Below are 24,324 nucleotides of genomic sequence, written 5' to 3'. Positions count from 1 at the left end.
AATAGTAATGTTAACTACTTTGGCGCTTCTTTTATTTTATTTGGGTTTTACCTTTCTATTCGGAACAATCTTAAGACTTCGTAAAGTCTCGGGATTGACCGGAGATTTTAAAAATGAATCTTTTATTCTTTTGCCTTTCATGGGAGTATCCATTCTTATTTCCGTAATACAAAGTTTTGGCTTGTTTTACGGTTCAAAATTTATTATTCCTATATTATTTGTTGTCAGCATTATACTGCTGATTCATTTTTTATTTTCTCTTAAAGGTATTAATGTGAGCTTAAATAAAGAAATATATGGGGTCACTTTTCTTTTTTTGGTTATTTTTTTGGTTTACGGTCTACCAAGCATTGTGAGTGGTTTTCCTACATCTTTTTCAAGTATTAATAATGATTTGATATTTTATTTATCTATTCCAGAGTGGTTAATAAATATGAGTTACTTTGCTCCATCCGTTTCGGATGGGTTGCATCCGTTCTACTCGATCGCAGAGATTCATTTTTCCAGGTACTCACGTGTTGGGGCGGACTACTTAAATACAATTGGAATGAACCTGTTTGGAATTGGGGCAGTACAAACTTTCAATGTGATTTCCTGCTTTTTCGTTATCCTCCTTTCTGTGGCGATATATTATACATGCAGACACTGTTTTAATTTAACTAAACCCGTAACCTATACTGCTACCGTTTTGGTCACGCTTAATACGTTTTTATATTGGATGTTCACCACCCAATATATGCCTCAAATTGGGGGGAATGCTTTCTTTGTTTTATCCTTCGGGTTATTATATAAAATTTTCATCGATGAAAATACTAAAATGGTCCCTTACGTCTGTTTAAGTATATCAGCATTGTTTGCTATCTATAGTGAGTATACGGCTTATTTGATTGTTCCCTTTTCATTGTTTGTTGTTCTGCTTGTTTTGAAGAATAGACAGAGTTTTAAATCGTATTCTAAGTTAATTCTTTATCTTGTTGCCGGGATTGTTGTACTTAATCCGGTTTCTATTTATTTGGCAGTTAGATACAATCTGTTTGCATTTACTTCAACACAAAATGCAACAGGAATTGTGGATTATATCCCCTTTTGGAACCAAGTTCTGATGATTTTTGGCATAAAGACGCTGGACTACGGAAGTCCATCCCTTATTTTAAGTACTATTGCCGGTATATTACTACTAATAACGTTTATAGGACTTATAAAAGTTGAAAAACCGATTAGAACGTATTTAGCCATATTTGTAGGATTCATAATGGCGTTGCTAATTTATTTAACATTTATCAATAAATTTTCATACGGATACTATAAAACTTTAATGTTTGCCCAACCGTTTATTATTTTGCTTTTCTCTATAGGCTTGTATAAACTAGCTGGTGTATTTTCTAGGTTTCGAAAGGTTATCGCCATTTCCGTAATTTTATGCCTGTGTTTGGCAAACGCAGCGCAAATCTATAAATTAGGGAATGTTATAGTCAAGGAGGGGGAACTCGTTACAAATGAATATTTGGAGCTAGAGGCAATGAAGAAGCTTATTCCGGAAGATGAGATCGTATTGTTAGATGGCTTTAATATGAATGATCAGCACCTGCTGTCCTATTTTTTGCGAGACAGAAAAATACTCTTTCAAGAACCCGGTTCGTATTTTGCTCCTTTTCATCTAGCGGATTTTAAACCAAACTATGTACTTACGAATAAAAAAAATGACATTATTAAGAGGAATGGAGAAACTTTATGGAACAATTCTGAGTTTACTTTGTATAAGGATGCTAAGTTGTTTCTTTTCGAGGGCTGGCATGGCATGGAGGATTGGAATGGGGTACCAACGCGTTGGACAACAAGCAATTTTTCTCTCTCCTTAGGTGAACATACGCAGGGCAACTTTGTGTTGCAATTTATGGCTCATCTTCCTCCCAGTGTCCAACAACGAACGCTTGAAATTTACGTGGATGACAAGAAAATAGACGAACTGTTGATCACCCAATCATCGGTTTATTTCACAAAGCCAATTTCGTTTACCGATAATCGGAAAATCAGCTTTGAAATTAAAGAGGGTTATGTAAAAGTAGGGGAGGATCCAAGAGAATTGGGGATCGCCATACAAGATTTAAACTTGATTCGACAATAACTTAGGGAAGAGGAACAACATTGCTAAAAATGATAGCTATCATTTTCTTTATTTTGCTGACAGGTGCAAGCGGCCCTCCCTTGATCAAATACGGAGCCATGAAAGAGACATCTCGAATCTCGGCGTTGGCCAATGGAGATATCCTTGCAGGGCTTGCGGTGATATTCAACCCTTATATCCTAATTGGTTTATTTATGTACTTCGTCAGCGCTCTATTATGGATTATAGTTTTATCAAAATATGATCTTAGCTTTGTAAATCCGTTACTGTCCGTGAACTACATTTTTTCTTTGGTTATCGGCTATTATGTATTTCAGGAAGCGATTAATATGTACCGCATTTTAGGGGTGTTTATAATTGTCGCGGGAGTTGTACTAATTACCCTGAAAGGATAATCTTAAAATAATGAAGATATTAATCGTGTTAAATTATTATTGGCCATACATTAGCGGTCTTTCGGAATGTGCCCGTTCGCTAGCTGAAGAATTGGCAAAAGATCATGATGTTACAGTATTAACCTCTAAACATAAAAAAGATTTGGCAGGATTTGAAACGATAAACGGGGTAAAGGTAATTCGCAAAAATATATTGTTTCATATAAGCAAAGGTTATATCAGTCCTTCGTTTATTTTTTCATTTATGGCATTAAAAAAAAATGCAGACGTTGTAAATTTGCATCTGCCAATGGCTGAAGCGGGGTTATTTGGTCGGTTAACTCCTGAGAGGAAACTGGTGCTTACTTATCACTGTGATATAAATTTATCGCCTTCTCTCTTTGGCCGTTTAATAACCAAGGCAATGGATCTTTCATCTGTGGTAAGTTTAAAAAAAGCATCCAGTATAGTCGTTTCCAGCAAAGATTATGCCCGATATTCCAGAATTCTCCCTAGGTATGAAGACAAACTGCAGGAGATCCATCCAACATCGCCATTTTATAAAGAAATTTCTAATCAGACAAAAACGGATGTTTCGAATTATATAAATATTGGTTTCTGCGGAAGGATTGTAGAGGAGAAAGGAATTGATATACTCTTAAAGGCCGCGCCAATAGTAAAAAAGTCCATTCCGAACGCTAGATTCTTAATCGCCGGAGATTATAAAGCGGTTGCGGGTGGGAGTGTGTATGATAAGCTTAAAGAAACCATAGGTTGGGATGAATCCTATGTGACTTTTTTAGGGAAATTGACGCAAAGACAGCTTAAAGATTTTTACAATTCCCTGGATCTCTTTGTTCTTCCAAGCATAAACTCCTTAGAAGCATTTGGAATGGTTCAAGTTGAAGCCATGCTATCAGGTGTTCCTGTAGTTGCGTCGAATCTTCCTGGCGTGCGGGAAATCGTTAGACAAACGGGGATGGGGAGAATTGTTGAAGTTTCGAATGTCGAAGCTTTGGCTGCTGGCATAATCGATGTAATTTTAAATAAAGAGGTTTACATTAAGGAAAGAACCGTTGTTGAGGAACGTTTTGGAATAGAAAGTGCTGTTAAGAAGTACATTGCTTTATTTCAAAAAAACCAAAATATTTAAACGGGAGGAGCGCTGCATTGTATTATTTTTTTGCTCCGGTAATAGGTTGGATAATAGCGGGTGTGATAAAATATTTAATAAATTATATACGCCATGGCAAGGAGGCCAAAAGACTTATAGGCAATGGTGGATTTCCAAGCAATCATACAACCACTGTAACTTCGGTCACAGCTCTCATTGGTTTTCAGGAAGGATTGAGCTCCCCGGTATTTGGGCTAGGTATTGCCGTAATTCTCATTGTGATTTTTGATGCAACGGGATTAAGAAAGTATGTGGGCCAGCATGCCGAAAGTATAAATAAATTTATCAAAGATACGGGAGTAAGGCACAGAGAGAGGGTCGGACATACGAAATTTGAAGTTATAGGTGGCTTAACGGTAGGAACAGGTGTAGGTTATATCCTGCATCTTTTAATGTAGAGGCGGTGAAGAGTTGGATTCTCGCACGGTTATCCTTAAAGAAGCGAAGACAAATGTTTTTATTGAGATTCTTAAAGAATTGCGGCCCAAACAATGGACAAAAAATTTACTCGTCTTTGCGTCAGCAATTTTTGCGGGGGAGTTTTTGAATTACTTTGTCTTTGCAAATGCTTTTCTTGCATTTATTTCGTTTTGTTTAATGGCAAGTACAATTTATATTATTAATGACTTGGTAGATATTGAAAAGGATAAGCTGCACCCAGAAAAGTGTCACAGACCAATAGCTTCGGGAGCAATCTCCGTTCCAACGGCTATAATTGTAGGAATTCTCACCTTTATAGCGTCCATCCTATTATCATTTTTTATTAATACGTATATGGTCGGTGTATTACTGTTATATTTTATTATCAATCTGCTTTATAGTTTTCGCTTGAAGCATGTGGTTATTATTGATGTGATGATTATTGCTTTAGGCTTTGTTTTACGGACCGTTGCGGGTGCTCTGGCGGTAGGAGGAGTGCTGACTTCATGGTTTATATTATGTACGCTGGGCCTATCTTTATTTCTGGCATTGGGTAAACGCCGGCATGAACTCGAACTATTTAACGAGGACCCGACCAGACGAAGAAAAGTACTTGATTTTTATACTGTCAATTTACTTGACCAGCTAATGGGGATTATAACTGCGGTATTAATTATGTTTTACTCCATGTATGCTGCCGAACAGGGACAAGCCATGATGTTAACCATTCCTATCGTGCTGTACGGGGTATTTCGTTATTATTATCTTATTCATATTGAAAAATCAGGAGGAAAACCTGAGGATATACTTACAAACGATCGGCATATTCTTTTGACTGTCATTATTTTTGCTGTTAGCATTATAGTTATTAAGCAGTTTTTATAATAGAGAATCGACCAAGAGCATGGTGAAAGTATGTCATGCTCTTTTCATCTTGAGGGGGCCCCCGAATATGAAAGGCATTATACTTGCTGGAGGGACCGGTTCAAGGTTGTTTCCTCTTACCAAGGTCACAAATAAACATCTTCTCCCTATAGGCAGATACCCCATGATTTTTCACTCCATTGCAAAGTTAAAAGAAGCAAATATTACCGACATTCTTATAGTTACTGGCAAGGAACACATGGGCGATGTTGTTAACTTGCTCGGGAGCGGTCGGGAGATGGGCGTTACGTTTACTTATAAAGTGCAAGATGAAGCAGGGGGCATCGCTCAAGCGTTGGGTCTTGCGGAGCAATTCGTCGGCAATGACTCCATGATCGTTATCTTAGGAGACAATGTGTTTTCCGATAGCATTGCACCATATGTAGACAGTTTTCGCAAACAGGAGAAAGGAGCGAAAATTCTTATCCAGAAAGTGCCAGATCCGAATAGATACGGAGTGCCTGAATTGAATGGAACCAGGATTGTATCTATCGAGGAAAAGCCGTTGCGGCCGAAGAGCCAATTTGCAGTTACCGGCATATATATGTTTGATGCGCGCGTCTTCGACATTATTCGTACGTTGAAGCCGTCCAAACGCGGAGAACTGGAAATTACAGACGTCAACAACGCGTACATTTCCAAAAATGAGTTGTTGTATGATATCCTACAGGGATGGTGGACCGATGCAGGGACTTACGATTCCTACCGAAAGGCAAATGAATTAGCCAAGGATATCCTTTTTGACGACGGGTTCGCAACGATTAAAGGATAGGACTTCAAGGCGGTGGAACTTAACGATGAAAGTGTCGGACAGCAAGTTGCCCGGCATCAAACTAATTGATCCGGTTGTGCATGGAGATCAGCGTGGCTTTTTTTTGGAATCTTATCATGCTGGGCGGTTTTCGGAATCGGGTATTGCTTGTGAGTTCGTTCAGGATAACCATTCGTTTTCTTCTGAAGCGGGTGTTCTTCGGGATTGCATTATCAATTGAATCCCAGAGCTCAATCGAAACTGGTCAGAGTAATTGCAGGAGCCATTTACGACGTGGTGGTGGATATCCGGGACGGATCTCCTACCTTTGGGCAATGGGAAGCTTTTATTTTGACATCCGCCAATAAACGTCAACTGTTTGTTCCTAAAGGATTTGCTCACGGTTTTTGTACATTGGTACCGCAGACAGAAGTACTTTATAAAGTTGATGAATTTTATTCGTCCGAACATGATCGGGGTATAGCATGGAACGATCCCGATTTGGGCATTGATTGGCCAGTTGTCCAACCTATTCTTTCCGACAAAGACAGCCGCCATTCGAAATTGGCCGACGCAGAAAACAATTTCGTATATGGGGTTGATTAAAATTGATGAAGTTACTCGTGACCGGCGGAGCCGGTTTTATCGGAAGCAACTTCGTGCATTATGTGCTGCGGGAGCATTCGGAAGATATCGTCATCAACGTAGACAGTTTGACTTATGCGGGCAATTTGGAAAACCTCCGTTCAGTCGAGGGAAATCCGAATTATAAGTTCGCGAAGATAGATATTACCGATCGCAAGGCGCTTGAGCCTTTGTTCGAGCAGGGCGTCGACGTGGTCGTCAACTTCGCGGCGGAGTCGCATGTGGACCGCAGCATTCTGGAGCCGGACGTCTTCGTGAAAACGAATATTCTCGGCACGCAAACGCTGCTCGAGCTGGCCAAGCAATACAAAATCCGGAAGTTCGTTCAAGTGTCCACCGACGAAGTGTACGGGACGCTGGGCGAAACCGGACTGTTCTCCGAGACGACGCCGCTCGCTCCGAACAGTCCTTACTCGGCGAGCAAAGCGGGAGCGGACTTGCTTGTTCGCGCCTACCACGAGACGTTCGGCCTGCCGGTGAACATCACCCGCTGTTCGAACAACTACGGGCCGTATCAATTCCCGGAAAAGCTCATCCCGCTCATGATCCAGAACGCGCTTGAGGATAAGCCGCTGCCGGTGTACGGCGACGGGCTCAACGTGCGCGACTGGCTGTACGTCGAGGATCATTGCAGCGCGATTGATCTGGTCATTCGCAAAGGCGTCAACGGAGAAGTTTACAACGTCGGCGGCAACAATGAGCGGACGAATATCCAAGTCGTCCAAACGATTCTGAACGAATTGAACAAGCCGGAATCGCTCATTACTTACGTAACGGATCGTTTGGGGCACGATCGCCGCTATGCGATCGACGCGACCAAAATCCGCAACGAGCTCGGCTGGAATCCGAAATTCAACTACGAGTCCGGCATCGTGGAGACGATTCGTTGGTATTTGAGCAACAAGGAATGGATGGAGCAGGTTCGTTCGGGCGCATATAAGGCATACTACGAAAAGCAGTACGGGGAACGGCTGGGAGGCTGAGGCGATGAGCGGGAATGCGTTAACGCTGCTTGTCACCGGAGCGAACGGCCAGTTAGGGCAAGAACTCGTGCACATGAGTAGCGACCGGGTTCGCCTCGTCGGCTATGGCCGGGATCGACTGGACATTACGGACCTAAAGCAGTGCCGCGAAGCGTTGGCAGCCGTTCGCCCGGATGCCGTTATCCACGCCGCCGCCTATACGGCGGTGGATAAAGCGGAGGCCGAGCCGGACGAGGCTTATCGGGTCAATGCGCTCGGTACCCGCAACCTGGCGATCGCGGCCCGCGAGCAAGGCGCCAAGCTTTGCTATGTGAGCACCGACTACGTTTTTAACGGCAGAGGCACTTCGCCTTACAACGAGTACGACAACACCGACCCGCAATCGGTGTACGGGAAGTCCAAACGTGCGGGAGAGGCGCTGCTTCAATCGCTTTCTGACCGTTATTTTATCGTGAGAACGTCCTGGGTATACGGCAAGTACGGGAACAATTTCGTCAAGACGATGCTGAAGCTTGCGGCCGAGCGGGATTCCGTGACGGTGGTCGAGGATCAGATCGGTTCGCCCACCTATACGTACGACCTGGCGAAATTCCTGATCGAGCTTGCACAAACCGAAGCGTACGGGATTTATCACGCGTCGAATACGGGAGTTTGCTCCTGGTACGAGTTCGCGCGGGCGATTTTTGAAGAGAGTGGAATCGCGATCCGCACCGAGCCTTGCACGACGGAACAATTCCCGCGTCCGGCGCCGCGCCCGGCCTATTCGGTCATGGATCATGCAGCGATTCGCCAAAACGGACTTACGGACTTGCGGCCCTGGCGCGAGGCGCTTCGCGCGTTTCTCAAGGAACTTGAGGGTTAGTTGAGCGAGCGATTTGGCTAACCTTTGCCAATCTGCTACATTTTGCCCCGGCATCCAGAATGTCATACGCCTCCGGCAAAGCGTTCCCGAGCATACTAAGGCCGTAACCAATCAAGGAGGTGCGGCCAACATGGCAAACAGAAGAAACCGGAAGCTGGTGCCGGAATGCGGCACGGCGTTGGATCAAATGAAGTACGAAGTGGCTTCGGAGCTGGGCGTGCCGTTCGGCCATAACGCGGGCGGGCTGGATGCGGAGTTTGCCGGCGAGCTGGGCAGCGTGCAAGCGGGATTCGGCGGAGGCTCCTCCTATCTCGGCCATTTGACGGCAAGGGAAGCGGGATCCGTCGGCGGGGAAATTACGAAACGGCTCGTCCGGCGCGCCCAACAAACGCAACTGTAAATCAGGCTTGCGCATTCGCCCGGTTTCGGCAGGTTCGATTGACACTCCTCGACAATTCCGGTATTATTTAATTCCAGAAGGTCTGTCTTTTACAACCTTTTCCTACCGGAAAAGGTTCATTTTTTGTGTAGGGGAGGTTGAAGATCATGTCGATAAAAGGTCGGCATCTCTTCACGTCCGAATCGGTCACGGAAGGCCATCCGGACAAAATATGCGATCAGATTTCCGATGCGGTGTTGGACGCATTTCTTAAAGTGGATCCGTACGCCCGCGTTGCTTGCGAAGTCTCGGTTGCCACTGGACTCGTACTCGTTATCGGCGAAATCAGCACGAAAGCCGATTATGTCGATATTCCATCCCTCGTGCGCAGCACGATTCGCGAAATCGGATATACCCGCGCGAAATACGGCTTCGACGCCAGCACCTGCGCGGTACTGACTTCGCTGAACGAACAATCCGCGGACATCGCGCAAGGCGTCAACGCCGCGCTCGAAAGCCGCGACGGCAAAGACGTCCTGCAAGAAAACGCGGACATCGGCGCCGGAGACCAAGGGCTGATGTTCGGTTTCGCGACGAACGAAACGCCGGAACTGATGCCGCTTCCGATCGCGCTGGCTCACCGTCTGTCCCGCCGGTTGTCGGAAGTGCGCAAAAACGGCACGCTCGACTACCTGCGCCCGGACGGCAAGACGCAAGTCACGATCGAATACGAGGACGGCAAGCCGGTTCGCGTCGATACGATCGTCATCTCGACCCAGCACGCCGAGGAAGTGACGCTCGAGCAAATCCAGCAGGATATCCGCGCGCACGTCATTGCGCCGGTCGTTCCGGAAGAGTGGCTGGATAAGGAAACGAAATATTTCATTAACCCGACCGGACGCTTCGTCATCGGCGGCCCGCAAGGCGACGCCGGTCTCACTGGCCGCAAAATTATCGTCGACACGTACGGCGGCTATGCCCGCCATGGCGGCGGCGCGTTTTCCGGCAAGGATCCGACCAAGGTCGACCGCTCGGCGGCGTATGCCGCTCGTTACGTGGCGAAGAACATCGTGGCGGCGGGCCTTGCGGACAAATGCGAAATCCAGCTTGCCTACGCGATCGGCGTCGCGACGCCGGTTTCCATCAATGTGGACACCTACGGCACCGGCAAGGTTCCCGAAGAAAAGCTCGTGGAGCTGATCCGCGAAAACTTCGACCTTCGTCCGGCCGGCATCATCAAGATGCTCGATTTGCGCCGTCCGATCTACCGTCAAACGGCCGCTTACGGCCACTTTGGCCGCAACGACCTCGACCTTCCTTGGGAACGGTTGGATAAGGTCGAGCTGCTGAAGAAAGGCGCCGTATTGGCTTAACCATCTTCGCTTGCAAGCCGCATTCCGCGGGTCTTCCGACCTTCGGGACGCGGCTTTTTTGCGTTTTTCGCCGTTTTCTCTAATAAATACGTCCGCGAAAACCGAAATAATACATAAACTCTGCCCTAATCAGGAGGTACGGAATTGCCAGGCTCAAGAAAACTATCATGGCTGCTTGTTATCGCCCTTATCGCTCAAACGTTCGCCTCCGCCGGCGCAAGCGCCGCGTCTTCGGGCGCGGAGGTGCGGATCGCGGCCGCGGGGGACCGGTCGTCACGTCCCTGTTCCCGGCCGACGACGCAAGTTCGGTCCCGTCCAATACGAAGCTGCGAATCCAGTTCGACGAACCCGTAAAAGCCGGCTCCGGGGAAATCGAGATCAAAAATTCCGCCACGTTCGAGACGGTTGCGAAATACAACGTGGCCACGAACTCGCCCAACATTCAACTTAACTACAATGCCACCGCCGTGACGATTACGCCGGACGCGAATCTGCTGGCCGGGGGAAGCGGCTATTACGTCATCGTTCCGGCAGGCGCTTTCACGAACGGCGCCGGAGCCCCGTTTGCCGGCATTACCGATCCGCTGTCCTGGAATTTTCAGATCGGCGGTTGGGATACGGCCGCTCCGACGGTGCTGACGTACGCCCCGGCGCCGAACGGCGTCGCCAATTCGCTGGGCACGAATCTATCGCTTAAGTTCAACGAAGCGGTGATTCCGGGCCCCGGAAACATTATCGTCAAGGACTTGTCAAACGGCACGGACACGGTTATTCCGGCGAACTCCGACCGGGTTTCGGGAGCCGGCACCGACACGATTACGATCTCCCCGGGAACGTTTGCCGCCAACATGGTGTACGCCGTCCAAATCGGAGACAACGCGCTGAGCGACGCGGCGGGCAACTTTTATCCGGGAATCGCGGCGAACGATACGACGACCTGGCGTTTTACCGTTACGAAGGATACGAACGTTCCCGAGCTCGTCAGCGTGTCGCCGGCTTCGGGCGTGAACTATGTGAAAGAAACCGAAGTTTTGAAAATGACGTTCAACAAGCCGGTCCAAGGCGCAAACGGCCAAAAAGGAACGGCCCTGCTGGATGGCGGCACCGACCATGTGCCGCTGACGATCGGCGTCGATCCTTCGAACCCGAACGCGCTGACGTTGACGCCGGATACGCCGTTCAGGCAAGCGTCCAAATACGTCGTCCAGATTCCGGCCGATGCCGTAACCGATCTGTCCGGCAACTATTTTCCCGGCATTTTGAACAATTATCGCTGGACCTTCCAGACCGTCGGCTCCGACAAGATTGCCCCCGGGCTGTCGTCCGCCAAAATCGAAGGCGCGAACATTTTGCTGACGTATAACGAGGATTTGGACGAAACGTCCGTGCCTTACGCGTCCAACTATTACGTCGTCGTCAACGACGTGCCGCGGCAGGTAAACGGCGTCGCGGTGTCCGGCAAAGAAGTGCGCCTCGTGCTGCAATCCGGCGTTACCGTCGGGCAAACGGTCAAGCTGAGCTATACGATCGGCGACCGTCCGCTGCGGGACAAATCGGGCAACAACGCCGCCGCCTTGAATGGGCAAGCGGTATCGAACACGACCGACACGACGCTGCCCAAGCCCGTCAGCGGAACGGTAAGCGGCGCGACGCTGACGCTGACGTTCAACAAATCGCTGAGCGCCGCGACGACGCCGTCGGCTTCCCAGTTCACGGTCAGCGTGGGCGGTTCCGCCCGCGGAGTGAGCGGGGTATCGATCAGCGGGGCCAACGTCATTCTTTCGCTCGGCTTCTCGATCGGCAACGGAGAAGCGGCGGCGGTCAGCTACGCCCCCGGAACGGCTCCGCTCGTCGATTTGAGCGGAAACGCCGTGGCGGCGTTCACCAGCTTCTATGTTCAAAACGCAACCGATACCGTGCCGCCGACGCTGGTCTCCGGCACCGCTTCGGGGAGCGTGGTCAAGCTTGTTTTCAGCGAAGGTTTGAATCCGTCCCGCGTTCCGTTGAAATCCAGCTTCTCCGTGCTCGTTAACGGGACGGCGGCGACCGTCTCTTCCGTCGCCATCGCGAACAATACGGTAGAGTTGACGCTTTCCCGGGCGCTGTCGGCGAATCAGCAAGTCCAGGTTACGTATGTTCCCGGATCCCCGGCGATCGCCGATCTTGCGGGCAACCCGGCGGGAACGATCAGCGCCTACCAGATCATCGTAGGGTCGGCGACGGCCGGCGGCGCGACGCTGTCGTCCCTGGTCCTCAATGGCACGACGCTGACGCTGACGTACTCTTCCGCGCTGAACGCATCCGTCGTTCCGAACGCGCTGCAGTACGTCGTGCAAACGAACGGGAACAACATCACCGTCCGCAGCGTCGCCGTTTCGGGCCAGACCGTCACGCTGACGCTTGCTTCCGCCATTCCCTCCGGCCAGGCGGTCACTCTGACCTATTTCAATTCGGGGGTATCGCTGCAGGATGCGAACGGAAACAAGATGGAGGGCTTCTCCAACCGGACCGTCACGAACGAATCGTCGTCGATCCCGAATGCGCCCGACTATTTGAATTCGGACGGGGAGGGCGGACTGCTGCTCGGGTTAAGCGCGGCCTCTACCGCCTCCTCGACGACGGCATCGGGCAAATCGGGCAACCGCTACATGATCGACGCGGACAAGATGATTACTTCGCTTGCGATGCTGAAATCGAGCACGACGCAGGTGACCGCGCAGCAATTGACGTTCAAAGTTCCGGACACCGAAACGGCCGGGATGGTCGGACTGCCGCTCCGCGGGCTGATCAGCGGAGCTTCCATGAACTCGGGCGCATCGTTCCGAGTGGCGCATGGCAATTTGATCTATACGATTCCGCTGAACGCGATCGACTTCAATCAGGAGCTTTCGCTCATCGGCGGCGATGTCTCCTCGGCCTACTTGTATTTGACGATGGAGCAGACGGCCAACAGCTCGCTCTCCGCCGCGATCGGAAACCGTACCGCGACGCCGCAAGCGACGGCCGCCGCGTTTTCGATGGTGGTCGTGTCCGGCGGCAATCAGCGGGAAGTTTCCAATTACAATGCGGGCGGCAGCGTGAAAAAGACGTTCGCGCTCGGTTCGGCATCGGCGCTCCCTTCGGAGACGGCCGTCGTGCGCTGGGACGACCAGTACGGCGATGCGGTGTATGCGCCGACCTCGATCGAAAGCTCCGCAAACGGCGTAAGAGTGAGCACCGAAGCGAAAGAAAACGGGACCTTTGCCGTCGTTGGAAAAACAAACCGGATTTTTTCGGACATGAATTCGCATTGGGCGCGCAACGATGTGGCGATTCTTGCGTCTAAATTTATTGTAGACGGTCCGACGAGGACGACCTTCGCTCCCGCCCAGAACATTACCCGGGCCGAGTTCGCGAAGTTTATCGCCCGCGGCCTCGGCCTCCCCGGAGATCGAAGCGCCGCGGCCAAGTTCAGCGATGTCGGCGCGAACGGGGCGAACGCGGCCTATATCGGGGCGGTCAGCAACGTCGGAATCGTTCAAGGCACCGAGAAAGGCACATTTAACCCGAACGCCTCCATCACCCGTGAAGAGATGGCGACGATGATGCTGCGCGCGATGACGTATGCCGGCGTGCAGCCTTCTTCCTCGGCCAACACCTTGTCCCGCTTTACGGACGGGAACGCGGTGAGTAACTGGGCCAGGAGCGCGGTTGCGGGGAATGTGGAAGCGGGGGTGATGAACGGCGTATCCGCGACGAAGTTCCAGCCGAAGTCGAACGCTTCTCGCGCCGAGGCGGCAGCCATGGTCAAGAGAATGCTGGAGTACGCCGAATTGCTCGAATCCTAATTTGCAAAAGCGGGGCTGCACATGATCGATATTCACACGCATATTCTGCCCGGTCTCGACGACGGCGCGCAAACGTGGGAAGACGCCCTGGACATGGCCCGTGCCGCGGTGGCGGAAGGAATCGACACCGTCATCGCGACGCCGCACCATGCCAACGGAGCATATTCGAACGAGGCGGAGGCGATCCGGCGTAGGGCGGAGCAGTTCCGCGAGCGTCTGGCAGAGGAGGGCATACCGCTGCGGGTCGAATGCGGACAGGAAATCCGGGTTCACGACGACCTGCTGGACGCCTGGCAGCGCGGCGAGCTGCTGTCTCTGGCGGGATCCGACTTTGTCTTGCTCGAGATGCCGACGGGGCGCATTCCGTCCGGTATGGCGGATTTGATTCACGAGTTGAAGATCATGGGGAAGAGGCCAATTATCGCGCACCCCGAGCGCAACTCGGAAGTCCTTCGTTACCCGGAGCGCCTTTCGCAGCTGGTCGAGGTCGGAGCGTACGCCCAAGTGACGACGCATTCGCTCCTCGGCCTGTTCGGCAAGAAGGCGGAAGAGTCGGCCTGGTCTTTGTGCCGCGCCGGTCTGATCCATATCGTGTCTTCGGATGCGCACCATGTGGAGCGCCGGGGATTCAGGTTGCAGGAAGCCTATGAGCTGATCTCTAGCAAATTGGGCGAAAAATTTAAGGAGAATTTTAGACAAAATGCAGCCTCCGTGCTGTATAATCGTCCATTGAACGAATCCGTTGTTTTTGAAAAAAGTGTGAATATTTGGGGGAAAATCGCAGGTTTTCTCAGGAAAAGTTGACCACTGTCGATTAATAATGGTATCTTAGTTAAAAGAGTGTTAAAGTGTTAAATAGTATTTTGATAGGGTTATTCTGCGGTAGGGTTTGACTTTAAAAATTACATATGAGGTGAAAGTGGATGTCTTTGAAGAGAAAAGTGACAGCAACGACTTTGGCAGCAAGCTTGGCCGTAACCGCATTCGCGGGTATTCCGCTGAGCAGCAAGGGACTCGCGCAGAAGCTTGGTTTCAACAACGTGGCTTCCGCTGCTTCCGTAGGTTCGATTTCTTACGGCGTATACAGCGTGACGGACATTGTTTATGGGGTTAAGGGCATTCTTGACAACGCGAATAAGACCGCTCCTTATAGCGTTGCGGAAAAAGTATACCTGGACAGCGTCAATAGCGTTGTTTACGTAACTTATGACGACGGCGGAAAAGGCTATTTCGATGACATCTTCGCTCCTGTCAAAGGCAAGATTACCATTGGCGGAGCGCCGATTTCCGGCCAGGATTCCGCAAATGTGGACATTTTGACTGCAGCGCTGATCAAGCTTGCGTTCGGCTTGGACGAGCATCCGATTCTGGCTCTTGACAACGACGCCGATGTTCTTGCTACGTTGACCAAGCTTGAAGCCGAATCCGGCCTGGATCTTACCAAGGAAGAGCTGTACGGTCTCCTTTATGGCACGAACGGTTTGATCACGCTCATCAACAACCAGTTGAATGCGACGGGCGGGGTTCCGACTGCGGGCTACACGGCTCTCCTTGAATCCGTGTTTGCCGATTTTGTGGCTAACAACGAGGGACTTGATGCGTTTGGAATTACCGCAGCCGACCTGAAGCAAGCATTCCTGGGCTTCCGGGAAGCTGTAGGAACCCAATTGTTCGACCAGGCCGTTCTCGAACTGGCAGCCGCCTACTACACGTACACGCACCCGGTTGTCGGCGGCGGCGGTGGCGGCGTCGTAACCGACACGACGCTTGCCGACGCGAAGAACGCTCTTGCCGCTATCAAGGCTAAGCTTGCAACCGCAACCGATGCCGAGAAGCAAGCGCTGATCGACGAAGCGCTCAAAGTCGCGTTCGAAGCTATTGCGAAGCTGGCTCAATTCAACGCTTCCTCGTACGTGCGCGAAGTTGACGGCAAAGCTGTCGTATCCTTGACGGCCAGCAACCTCGCTCAACTGTTCGGCAATGTCGAACAACTGAAAGCTTCGCTTGTCGACGCTATCGGTGCCGACAATGCAGCGAAGCTGAAGAAGCCGACGCTGCTGATCGATCTCGGCAACGTTACGCTTTCGTCCAGCGTCGTCAACCTGGCGAAAGACATCGCCGCGAAAGCATCCGAACTGAACTTTGGATTCGTTGCGATCAAGGTTTCCGGCGCCACGACGAAGTTCCCGATCAGCGCCGTCAACGGCGACGTGATCTTTACGCTCGACAGAACGGCTGCTTCGACGGCTCAAACCGGCGGCCGCCCGGCGGTAACGGACGTATTCAACTACGGCCTGTCGGTTAACGGCACCGTTTATGACGAGTTCAACGAACCGGTTCAAATCCAAATTCCGCTGGTCAATACGACCGGCATCGATACGGAACTGACGACCGTCCTGAAAATCGACGGCAGCACGCAATCGGTTGAAGGCGGCGTATACGGCGACGGCGTTCTGACGGAAAACCGTTACACGTTCTCCTCGTACGTCGGCGTTGAAAACGACGTAACGTTCAGCGACGTGGCAAGCGTTCAATCGTGGGCCGGCCGCGAAATCAAAGTTGTCGCCGCTAAAGGCGCAATCGAAGGCCGCGGCGACGGCAAGTACGATCCGCGTGCGAACGTAACGCGCGCCGAATTTGCGAAGATTCTCGTCGAAGCTCTTGATCTCGACAACCCGAACGCATCGTCTACCAAATTCAGCGACGTTCCGGCAAACGCTTGGTATGCACCGGCTGTAGCCGCAGCGGTTGACAATGGCATCATCAACGGCCGCTCCGAAACTCGCTTCGATCCGCTTGCGCCGATCTCCCGCGCCGAGATCGCTACGATGATCTCCCGCGCGCTGCAAGTGGCGAAGGGCGTACAAGCCGTGTCCGACGTTGACGTTGCTCTCGCTAACTTCTCGGATGCCAGCACGATTCCGTCGTCCCTGAAATCCGGCGTAGCTCTTGCGGCCAGCAAGAACATCGTCATCGGCAACGAAGGCAAATTCAGCCCGAACGCGAATGCGAGCCGTGCGGAAGCTGCCGTCATCGTCTACCGCGCTCTGAACGTTGAAGCGGAATAAGAGAAGATAGTTCTCGTCTGCAAAGGAGCCATCCTCCTCTCATCTTGATGGGAGGAGGATGTTCTTTGTATGGGGTTAATGAAATACTCGTTTCTGTACGCTTCGTAGAGCATCATAGACCGAAACCAGGAGCAGCTTGGAGGGAGCATGACGTGTCCAATGAATTGGATCTCCGCGATTACTTTCGCATCGTCCGGAAGCGGATCTGGTGGATCGTAAGTTTCGTGCTAATCGTCACGATCGCGGCAGGCATCTACAGCAAATTCGTAATCGAGCCTGTTTACGAAGCCTCGACGAAGATCATCGTCAATCGCGCTTCCGACAACACGACCGTACAGCAATTGGATTTAAATGAAGTCAACACATACATCAAAATGATCGACACTTACAAAGAAATCATCAAAACGCCCGCCATTCTGGATAAAGTCGTCGCCAATCACCCCGAATTCGGCCTGACTTCCGAGCAGCTGATGCGCAAGATCAAGGTGAGCTCGGTCAACAATACGCAAGTGATGACGGTTATCGTGAACGACCTCTCCTATTCGAAAGCAGCCCAAATCGCCAACGCCGTCTCCGAAATTTTCAAACAGGAAATTCCTACTTTATTTAACGTTCAAAATGTCTCGATTCTGAACGAGGCCAAGCTGGAGCCCGCCCAACAGCCGAGCCCGGTTTCGCCCAACGTCATGTTGAATACGATCATCGCGTTTATCGTATCTCTGATGCTTGCGGTCGGCGTCGTGTTTTTGCTCGAGTATTTGGACGATACGATGAAGACGGAAGCGGATGTGGAACAAGTTCTCGGTCTCCCGACATTGGCGATGATTACGAGAATGGGGCCGGAGGAAATGGCGGAGGCGAAACCGAGCGAATCGGTATCCATCAAACAGGCAGGTGAGCTATCCCGTGTCACGACCGGCAAATAAACGCAATCTTATTACGCATACGAATCCCCGTTCGCCGATCTCGGAAGCTTACCGTTCGCTTCGGACCAACGTCGACTTTTCCTCGATCGATGAGAAAATGCAGGTCATCATGGTAACGTCCGCAGGCCCGGGAGAAGGAAAATCGACGACGATCGGCAACCTGGCCATTACCTATGCCCAATCCGAACGCAAGGTGCTGTTGATCGACGCCGACATGCGGAAGCCGACCGAGCACCATACGTTTGAAGTATCGAACAGATGGGGCTATCCTCCGTTCTGTCCCAGCAATGCAGCCTGGAGGAGGCGATTCAGGAAACGAAAATTCCCGGCCTGTCCGTCATTACATCCGGTCCGATTCCGCCGAATCCGGCGGAAATGGTTGCTTCGAAGCGCATGTCCAGTGTCATTGCAGAGCTTCGCGAACGGTTCGATATTGTTTTAATCGATTCGCCGCCGACGTTGGCCGTTACCGACGCCCAATTGTTATCGACGCGTTGCGACGGCGTAATTCTGGTATTGGACCATGGAAAAGTAAAACGGGAAATCGCATTAAAAGCCAAGGAAGGCCTGGATAAGGTTGGAGCCAAAATTCTCGGCGTCGTCATCAACAACGTCAAACGCAGAAAAAGCGAAGGCTACTACTATTACTACTACGGCGATAAAAATAATTAAGCAAGGCGGAGGCATGCAAAATGGCTGTCAAAAAAAAACTGGTCGTATTGTTCGTGATCGATCTGCTAATCGTTTGGTTTAGCAGCTATACGGCTTATTTCTTCCGGTTCGAAGGGCGTGTGCCGGGCGAATATATCGGCCAGTTTCTTGAATACAGCCTGCTTTCCTCCGGACTCTGCTTGATCGTCATGCTCTATCTCGGAATGTATCGCAGCATGTGGAAATATGCCAGCATCCGGGAGCTATTGACAATGTGTCAGGCCGTCGTGATCAGTTGGGGAGCTGCCTACCTGATTACTTTGCTGTATATGGATCATAGGGTCCCCTTGTCCGTTGCCGTTCGAACGCTGGAAACGAGTCTGCTGCTAATGGGGGAGCGCGCGTATTTTGGCGCGTGCTGAGCAACAGGCGAACCCCTGGCAAAGACAACAAGATTCCTACCCTTATTTTCGGAGCCGGCGATTGCGGCGTATTGGTCGCAAGAGATCTTATGAGTCCGAATGTGAACGATCGCAAGCTGGTCGGTTTCATCGACGACGACCCGCAAAAGCATTTCCTGACCGCTTATAATTTGCCGATACTGGGCGACCGCCATGCCATCGAATCAGTCGTTATCTCGCATCAAATCAAAGAAATCATTATCGCCATTCCTTCCGCTCCCAAGACCGTTATCTCCGAGATTATCAATCTTTGTATATCGACAGGCGCTAAAGTTAAAATGATTCCGGGCATTCGCGATATGGTCAACGGAAAAATCTCGTTCAGCACGATGCGGGACGTCGACGTCGAGGATTTGCTCGGCCGCGATCCGGTCAAGACCGATCTGGTCGGGATCGCCGAATATGTAGAGGACAAGGTCGTGCTCGTTACGGGAGCCGGCGGTTCGATCGGATCGGAGCTATGCCGGCAGATCTCGCCGTTCCGACCATCCAGGCTGCTGCTTCTCGGTCATGGAGAGAACAGCATCTACAACATTGAAATGGAATTGAAGCGTAATTTTCCGCATTTACATATAGAACCGATCATCGCCGACGTCCAGGATCGCGCGCGAATCGACTACGTATTCGATTTATATCGTCCTCAAGTCGTTTTTCACGCCGCAGCCCACAAACACGTTCCGCTCATGGAGAAAAACCCGTCGGAAGCGGTCAAAAACAACGTCTTCGGCACGCAAAACGTGGCCGACAGCGCCGACAAATACGGCGTCGACCGTTTCGTCCTCATTTCATCCGACAAGGCGGTCAACCCGACCAGCGTCATGGGAGCGACCAAGCGGATCGCGGAAATGTACGTCCAAAGCCTGAACGTACACAGCAAAACGAAATTCGCCTCCGTCCGCTTCGGCAACGTGCTGGGCAGCCGCGGCAGCGTCATTCCGCTTTTCAAAAAGCAAATTTCCGCTGGCGGTCCGGTCACCGTTACCCACCCGGACATGGTTCGCTACTTCATGACCATCCCGGAAGCCGTTCAGCTGGTCATTCAAGCCGGGGCCCTGTCGAAGGGCGGAGAAATCTTCATTCTCGATATGGGAGAACCGGTCCGCATTCTCAAACTGGCCGAAGATCTGATCCGGCTGTCCGGATACGAGCCGTACGTCGATATCGACATCGAGTTCTCGGGAATCCGCGACGGCGAGAAGCTGTACGAAGAACTGCTCACCGCGGAAGAAGGGGCCACGAAAACGCAGCACGAGCGAATTTACATCGGCAAGCCCAGCATTATCAGCCAGAAAGAACTGGATCTCGAGTTCAGCCGACTGGAGAGAGTCATCGGCGAGGAGCCGAAAGTGGTTAAGGATGCGATTGAGAGTTTGGTTCCGATATTGGAGTTTGTGTCTTGATAGAAAGTGCAGGTGAATGAAATGATTGGCTATAAATCGATAAAAAGGGCTATAGACGTTGTACTCGCGATAGTTGGGCTGCTCTGTCTGTGGCCCTTTTTCGTTCTTATTGCGGTTGTAATAAAACTAGATTCTAAAGGTCCGGTATACTTTAAACAGAAGCGTATTGGAGAAAACAAAAAAGAGTTTTACATTTTGAAATTCCGTACCATGAAAACAGATACCCCAAAGGAAATGCCAACGCATCTCCTTGAGAATCCCGACTTTTTTATTACGAGGCTCGGGAAATTCCTTAGAAAATCAAGCCTGGATGAGCTGCCTCAGATCATAAATATTTTAAAGGGTGAAATGAGTATCGTTGGCCCTCGACCAGCCTTGTGGAATCAGTACGATCTGATACAAGCGAGAGATGAAGTCGGGGCAAATGATATTAAACCTGGATTAACAGGTTGGGCTCAAATCAATGGGCGCGATGAACTTCCCATTGAAGTAAAGGCGAAGTTGGATGGGGAATATGCTGCCAAGATATCTTTGGCATTTGATATAAAAATATTTCTTCTTACTATAACAAGCGTAATTAAATCAGACGGAGTAAAAGAAGGAATGGCTCATCATACGGAAAAAGCTCCCGATATTAAAAGGAGTTCAATAAACCAATGAAGCACAAAAAAGTTTTGATCACAGGAAAAGGAAGTTACATCGGAACGAATTTTAAAAGTTGGTTAGATCAGTGGCCGGATAGTTATGAGGTTGATGAATTATCCGTTAGAGGTGACGAATGGAAAAAAAAGAGCTTTTCAAAATATGATGTAGTACTGCATGTTGCAGGAATAGCACATGTCTCAACTTCTTCGGATTTAGAGAGCCTTTATTATCGGGTTAATCGCGATTTGGCAATTGAGGTTGCTCAAAAGGCGAAAAGTGAAAATGTACCTCAATTTATTTTTATGAGCAGCATGATTATTTACGGTGCTGATAGCCGAATAGGAGAGTCTTACTGTATTGATGCCAATACAGTTCCCAACCCGGTAGATTTTTATGGAAGAAGTAAACTTGATGCTGATTTGTATATTCAAAGATTAAGTGTTGAAGGGTTTCAGACTGTTATTGTTAGAACTCCAATGGTTTATGGTCCCAACTGCAAAGGGAATTTTCCAAAGCTAAAAAAAATCGCCGCCCTTTCCCCGATATTTCCTAATATTGAGAATCAACGAAGCGTAATTTATATACACAATTTATGTGAGTTCCTAAGATTAACTATCGATAAAGAACTAAACGGCGTCTATTTTCCGCAAAATGAGGAACTTGTTTCGACGAAAGAAATTATTAGACTAATGGCGAAAAATATGAACAGGAAAGTATACTTTATACGTTGGTTTAACCCGATATTAAAGATTCTTTCAAATACCATCCCTTTTGTAAATAAGGTATTCGGAAGCAAAATTTACCATAAAAGCATCCTGCCGAATTTTAAGTATTGTGTAACTGATTTTGAGACTTCCATAAAAAATAGCTGCAATTAGGTGTGGTGCTGGATGAAAAAAAAGGTGTTACTGCTGGGGAATCACGGGTTTGTAATTTACAATTTTCGTAAGGAATTAATTCGGAAATTATTAAGTGATGGGTATGAAGTGTACATCTCATTGCCTAAGGACGAAAAGGTACAGACTATGATCGAGTGGGGATGCCACTTTGTAGAAACAAATGTCGATCGTAGAGGCACGAATCCTATTAAGGATTTAAAATTAATTTTACATTATTTGCGTGTTCTTAAGAAAATTAAACCTGATGTTGTATTGACTTACACAATAAAACCTAATTTGTATGGGGGTATAGCTTGCAGAATATTAAAAATCCCGTACATAAATAATATAACAGGGCTAGGAAGCGGTTTTAATAAAGGTAAGTTGTTGAAAAGCGTCTTGTCCACATTATATAAAGTGAGTTTGCGTCGTTCTTCTTGCGTTTTCTTTCAGAATACGGAGGACAGGAGCATTATACTGAATAAAAAAATTATTTCCGATAATCACCGACTCATTCCTGGGTCAGGCGTCAACTTGAATGAATATGAATATAAAGATTTTCCCGCCGATAAAAATCTCAAATTTATTTTTATTGGAAGAATTATGAAAGACAAAGGGATAGATCAATACTTAGAAGCCGCAAGAAGAATAAAAGAAAAGTATAATAATGTTGAGTTTAATATCATTGGCTTTATTGAAAAAACGCAACCTCATTATCAAGATAAAATAAAACAATATGAGGATCAGGGAATTGTTACATATTTAGGTTACCAGAGCAATGTTAAACCTTTTATACAAGAAGCTCATTGTCTTATACAGCCTTCACAGGGTGGAGAAGGAATGTCAAATGTATTGCTTGAGGCAGCAGCGATGGGACGTATTTTAATTGCCTCAAATATACCCGGATGCCGCGAGGTCATTCAAGAAGGACGTAATGGCTTCACATTTGAACCCCAAAGCACGGAAGACTTAGTCAAAAAAATCGAGCAGTTCATTCAAATTCCTCTTGAGGTAAAAATTAAAATGAGCAGAAGCTCGAGGTTGAAAGTTGAGAGAGAATTTGATCGGAATATTGTTGTTGGAGCATATGTCGACGAAATAAATAAAATAGTTTTATGAATTGGAGGGTGCCTTTGTGGCCAAAATTGCAGTTATCGGTACAGGTTATGTTGGGTTGGTGTCCGGGGCTATTCTCTCAGATTTTGGTCACACCATAACTTGTGTGGATATCGACCAAAATAAAATCAATGAACTGAAAAACGGTGTTATTCCAATTTACGAACCAGGTTTGCAGTCGATCGTTCAAAAAAACTATTATTATAAACGCTTAAGTTTTTCAACAAACATTAAAGAAGCGGTCCAAAGTAATGATGTTATTTTTATTGCTGTCGGTACTCCTCCAGCTGAAGATGGTAGCGCTGATTTGAAATATGTGCTCGATGTGGCGAAAAATATTGCAGAGTATATGAATGGATATAAAGTGATTGTCAATAAGTCCACTGTACCTGTTGGAACCGGCCAAAAGGTTAAATCAATCATTCGTGACATAATAGAATCTAGACAGGAGGATTTTTCTTTCGATATCGTTTCAAATCCCGAATTTCTTAGAGAGGGTTCTGCTGTACAGGACTTCACACACCCGGATCGGGTTGTAATTGGCGCTGAAAGTCATCGGGCATTCGATGTAATGAAGGAAGTATATCGGGTTCTTTATATTAACGAAACCCCATTTGTTGAAACCAATATAGAAACAGCAGAAATGATTAAGTACGCATCGAATGCTTTTTTAGCAATGAAAATTACATTTATAAACGAAATTGCTAATGTTTGCGAAAAGGTTGGAGCCGACGTCCAAAAAGTTGCCAAAGCAATGGGGCAAGACGGGCGTATCTCCCCCAAGTTTTTGCATGCAGGTCCCGGCTATGGAGGAAGCTGCTTTCCTAAGGATACGGTTGCTCTTACTAAAATTGCTAAAGACAACGGAGAGCGAGTTTCTCTTATTGAGGCTACTATTGAAGCGAATGAACGGCAAAAATTAAGAATGGTCGACAAAATCGTAAGTGCATTCGGGGATCTTAAAGATAAGACGATAGCGATTTTAGGTGTCACCTTTAAACCCAATACCGATGATATGAGGGATGCGCCATCTCTTGTGATCTTGCCGGAATTAGTGAAAAGGGGAGCAAGATTGAATGTGTTTGATCCGGAAGGTATAAAAGAAGGGGCTTGGAGATTTAAGCACCTTGGCGACCACATTAAATGGTGTAGTAACACATATGAAGCCATTCAGAATACGGATGCTACAGTAATTCTTACTGAATGGAATGAGTTTCGTAATCTTGATTTCGATAAACTTCGTGCGGTTGGAGGAAGTCAATATTTCTTTGACTTTAGAAATATCTATAATAAGCAAACAATGTTGGAAAAAGGATTTAAATACATTGGTGTAGGTGTTTAA

At 48.6% G+C, this 24,324-nt stretch carries 21 protein-coding genes and 2 pseudogenes; all 23 read left to right on the top strand.

Annotation, left to right across the window (positions count from 1 at the left end):
* Positions 1-7 precede the first annotated feature (7 nt).
* Complete coding sequence (locus JW799_RS04935; RefSeq protein WP_080832557.1) at positions 8-2,125, top strand: hypothetical protein; 2,118 nt, start codon at positions 8-10, stop codon at positions 2,123-2,125.
* A 29-nt stretch (positions 2,126-2,154) separates the two neighbouring features.
* Positions 2,155-2,520, top strand: coding sequence for an EamA family transporter (locus tag JW799_RS04930; protein ID WP_240353523.1), 366 nt, complete (start codon positions 2,155-2,157; stop codon positions 2,518-2,520).
* Positions 2,521-2,530: 10 nt separating this feature from the next.
* Positions 2,531-3,652 carry a glycosyltransferase family 4 protein gene (locus JW799_RS04925; RefSeq protein ID WP_080832555.1) on the top strand — a complete coding sequence of 374 codons (1,122 nt, stop codon included), beginning with the start codon at positions 2,531-2,533 and terminating at the stop codon, positions 3,650-3,652.
* Between the two features lie 17 nt (positions 3,653-3,669).
* Complete coding sequence (locus tag JW799_RS04920) at positions 3,670-4,071, top strand: divergent PAP2 family protein (protein WP_080832554.1); 402 nt, start codon at positions 3,670-3,672, stop codon at positions 4,069-4,071.
* Positions 4,072-4,084: 13 nt separating this feature from the next.
* Complete coding sequence (locus JW799_RS04915; RefSeq protein WP_080832553.1) at positions 4,085-4,978, top strand: decaprenyl-phosphate phosphoribosyltransferase; 894 nt, start codon at positions 4,085-4,087, stop codon at positions 4,976-4,978.
* A 67-nt stretch (positions 4,979-5,045) separates the two neighbouring features.
* Positions 5,046-5,789 (top strand): sugar phosphate nucleotidyltransferase, encoded by a 744-nt coding sequence (locus JW799_RS04910; protein WP_080832552.1) that lies wholly within the window; start codon positions 5,046-5,048, stop codon positions 5,787-5,789.
* Between the two features lie 25 nt (positions 5,790-5,814).
* A pseudogene (gene rfbC, locus JW799_RS04905) lies at positions 5,815-6,374 on the top strand (dTDP-4-dehydrorhamnose 3,5-epimerase).
* 5 nt (positions 6,375-6,379) lie between these two features.
* Entirely contained in the window at positions 6,380-7,396 is a 1,017-nt protein-coding gene (gene rfbB / locus JW799_RS04900) for a dTDP-glucose 4,6-dehydratase (RefSeq protein WP_205432820.1), read from the top strand.
* 4 nt (positions 7,397-7,400) lie between these two features.
* Positions 7,401-8,258, top strand: a complete 858-nt coding sequence (rfbD, locus tag JW799_RS04895) for a dTDP-4-dehydrorhamnose reductase (protein ID WP_205428881.1) — start codon at positions 7,401-7,403, stop codon at positions 8,256-8,258.
* 130 nt (positions 8,259-8,388) lie between these two features.
* On the top strand, positions 8,389-8,658 hold the full coding sequence (locus tag JW799_RS04890) for an alpha/beta-type small acid-soluble spore protein (protein ID WP_205428880.1): 270 nt from the start codon (positions 8,389-8,391) through the stop codon (positions 8,656-8,658).
* A 146-nt stretch (positions 8,659-8,804) separates the two neighbouring features.
* The gene (metK, locus tag JW799_RS04885) at positions 8,805-10,010 is read left to right on the top strand and encodes a methionine adenosyltransferase (RefSeq protein WP_080832548.1); all 1,206 of its coding nucleotides are present in this window, start codon (positions 8,805-8,807) and stop codon (positions 10,008-10,010) included.
* Between the two features lie 167 nt (positions 10,011-10,177).
* Positions 10,178-13,837, top strand: coding sequence for an Ig-like domain-containing protein (locus JW799_RS04880; protein ID WP_205428879.1), 3,660 nt, complete (start codon positions 10,178-10,180; stop codon positions 13,835-13,837).
* A gap of 21 nt (positions 13,838-13,858) precedes the next feature.
* On the top strand, positions 13,859-14,641 hold the full coding sequence (locus tag JW799_RS04875) for a tyrosine-protein phosphatase (RefSeq protein WP_205428878.1): 783 nt from the start codon (positions 13,859-13,861) through the stop codon (positions 14,639-14,641).
* Positions 14,642-14,760: 119 nt separating this feature from the next.
* Complete coding sequence (locus tag JW799_RS04870) at positions 14,761-16,905, top strand: S-layer homology domain-containing protein (RefSeq protein WP_205428876.1); 2,145 nt, start codon at positions 14,761-14,763, stop codon at positions 16,903-16,905.
* 152 nt (positions 16,906-17,057) lie between these two features.
* Complete coding sequence (locus tag JW799_RS04865) at positions 17,058-17,831, top strand: Wzz/FepE/Etk N-terminal domain-containing protein (protein WP_205428875.1); 774 nt, start codon at positions 17,058-17,060, stop codon at positions 17,829-17,831.
* 97 nt (positions 17,832-17,928) lie between these two features.
* Positions 17,929-18,003: pseudogene (locus JW799_RS29960) on the top strand (CpsD/CapB family tyrosine-protein kinase); the annotation flags it as partial.
* Positions 18,004-18,089: 86 nt separating this feature from the next.
* On the top strand, positions 18,090-18,503 hold the full coding sequence (locus JW799_RS29955; RefSeq protein ID WP_420830599.1) for a CpsD/CapB family tyrosine-protein kinase: 414 nt from the start codon (positions 18,090-18,092) through the stop codon (positions 18,501-18,503).
* A gap of 20 nt (positions 18,504-18,523) precedes the next feature.
* Entirely contained in the window at positions 18,524-18,904 is a 381-nt protein-coding gene (locus tag JW799_RS29515; protein WP_338026219.1) for a hypothetical protein, read from the top strand.
* Positions 18,898-20,343 (top strand): polysaccharide biosynthesis protein, encoded by a 1,446-nt coding sequence (locus tag JW799_RS04855; RefSeq protein ID WP_338026218.1) that lies wholly within the window; start codon positions 18,898-18,900, stop codon positions 20,341-20,343. Before JW799_RS29515 ends, JW799_RS04855 begins: the two co-directional genes overlap by 7 nt.
* A gap of 21 nt (positions 20,344-20,364) precedes the next feature.
* Positions 20,365-21,003 (top strand): sugar transferase, encoded by a 639-nt coding sequence (locus JW799_RS04850; RefSeq protein WP_205432818.1) that lies wholly within the window; start codon positions 20,365-20,367, stop codon positions 21,001-21,003.
* A complete protein-coding gene (locus JW799_RS04845) occupies positions 21,000-21,866 on the top strand; it encodes an NAD-dependent epimerase/dehydratase family protein (RefSeq protein WP_205428874.1) in 867 nt (288 codons plus the stop codon). Before JW799_RS04850 ends, JW799_RS04845 begins: the two co-directional genes overlap by 4 nt.
* A gap of 12 nt (positions 21,867-21,878) precedes the next feature.
* Positions 21,879-22,985 carry a glycosyltransferase family 4 protein gene (locus JW799_RS04840; protein WP_205428873.1) on the top strand — a complete coding sequence of 369 codons (1,107 nt, stop codon included), beginning with the start codon at positions 21,879-21,881 and terminating at the stop codon, positions 22,983-22,985.
* A 16-nt stretch (positions 22,986-23,001) separates the two neighbouring features.
* Positions 23,002-24,324 carry a nucleotide sugar dehydrogenase gene (locus JW799_RS04835; RefSeq protein WP_205428872.1) on the top strand — a complete coding sequence of 441 codons (1,323 nt, stop codon included), beginning with the start codon at positions 23,002-23,004 and terminating at the stop codon, positions 24,322-24,324.

Origin of the sequence: Cohnella algarum, from assembly GCF_016937515.1 — a bacterium.
Lineage (GTDB): Bacteria > Bacillota > Bacilli > Paenibacillales > Paenibacillaceae > Cohnella > Cohnella algarum.
The sequence above is the reverse complement of the archived record's forward strand: the minus strand, read 5'-3'. Positions and strand labels throughout refer to the sequence as shown.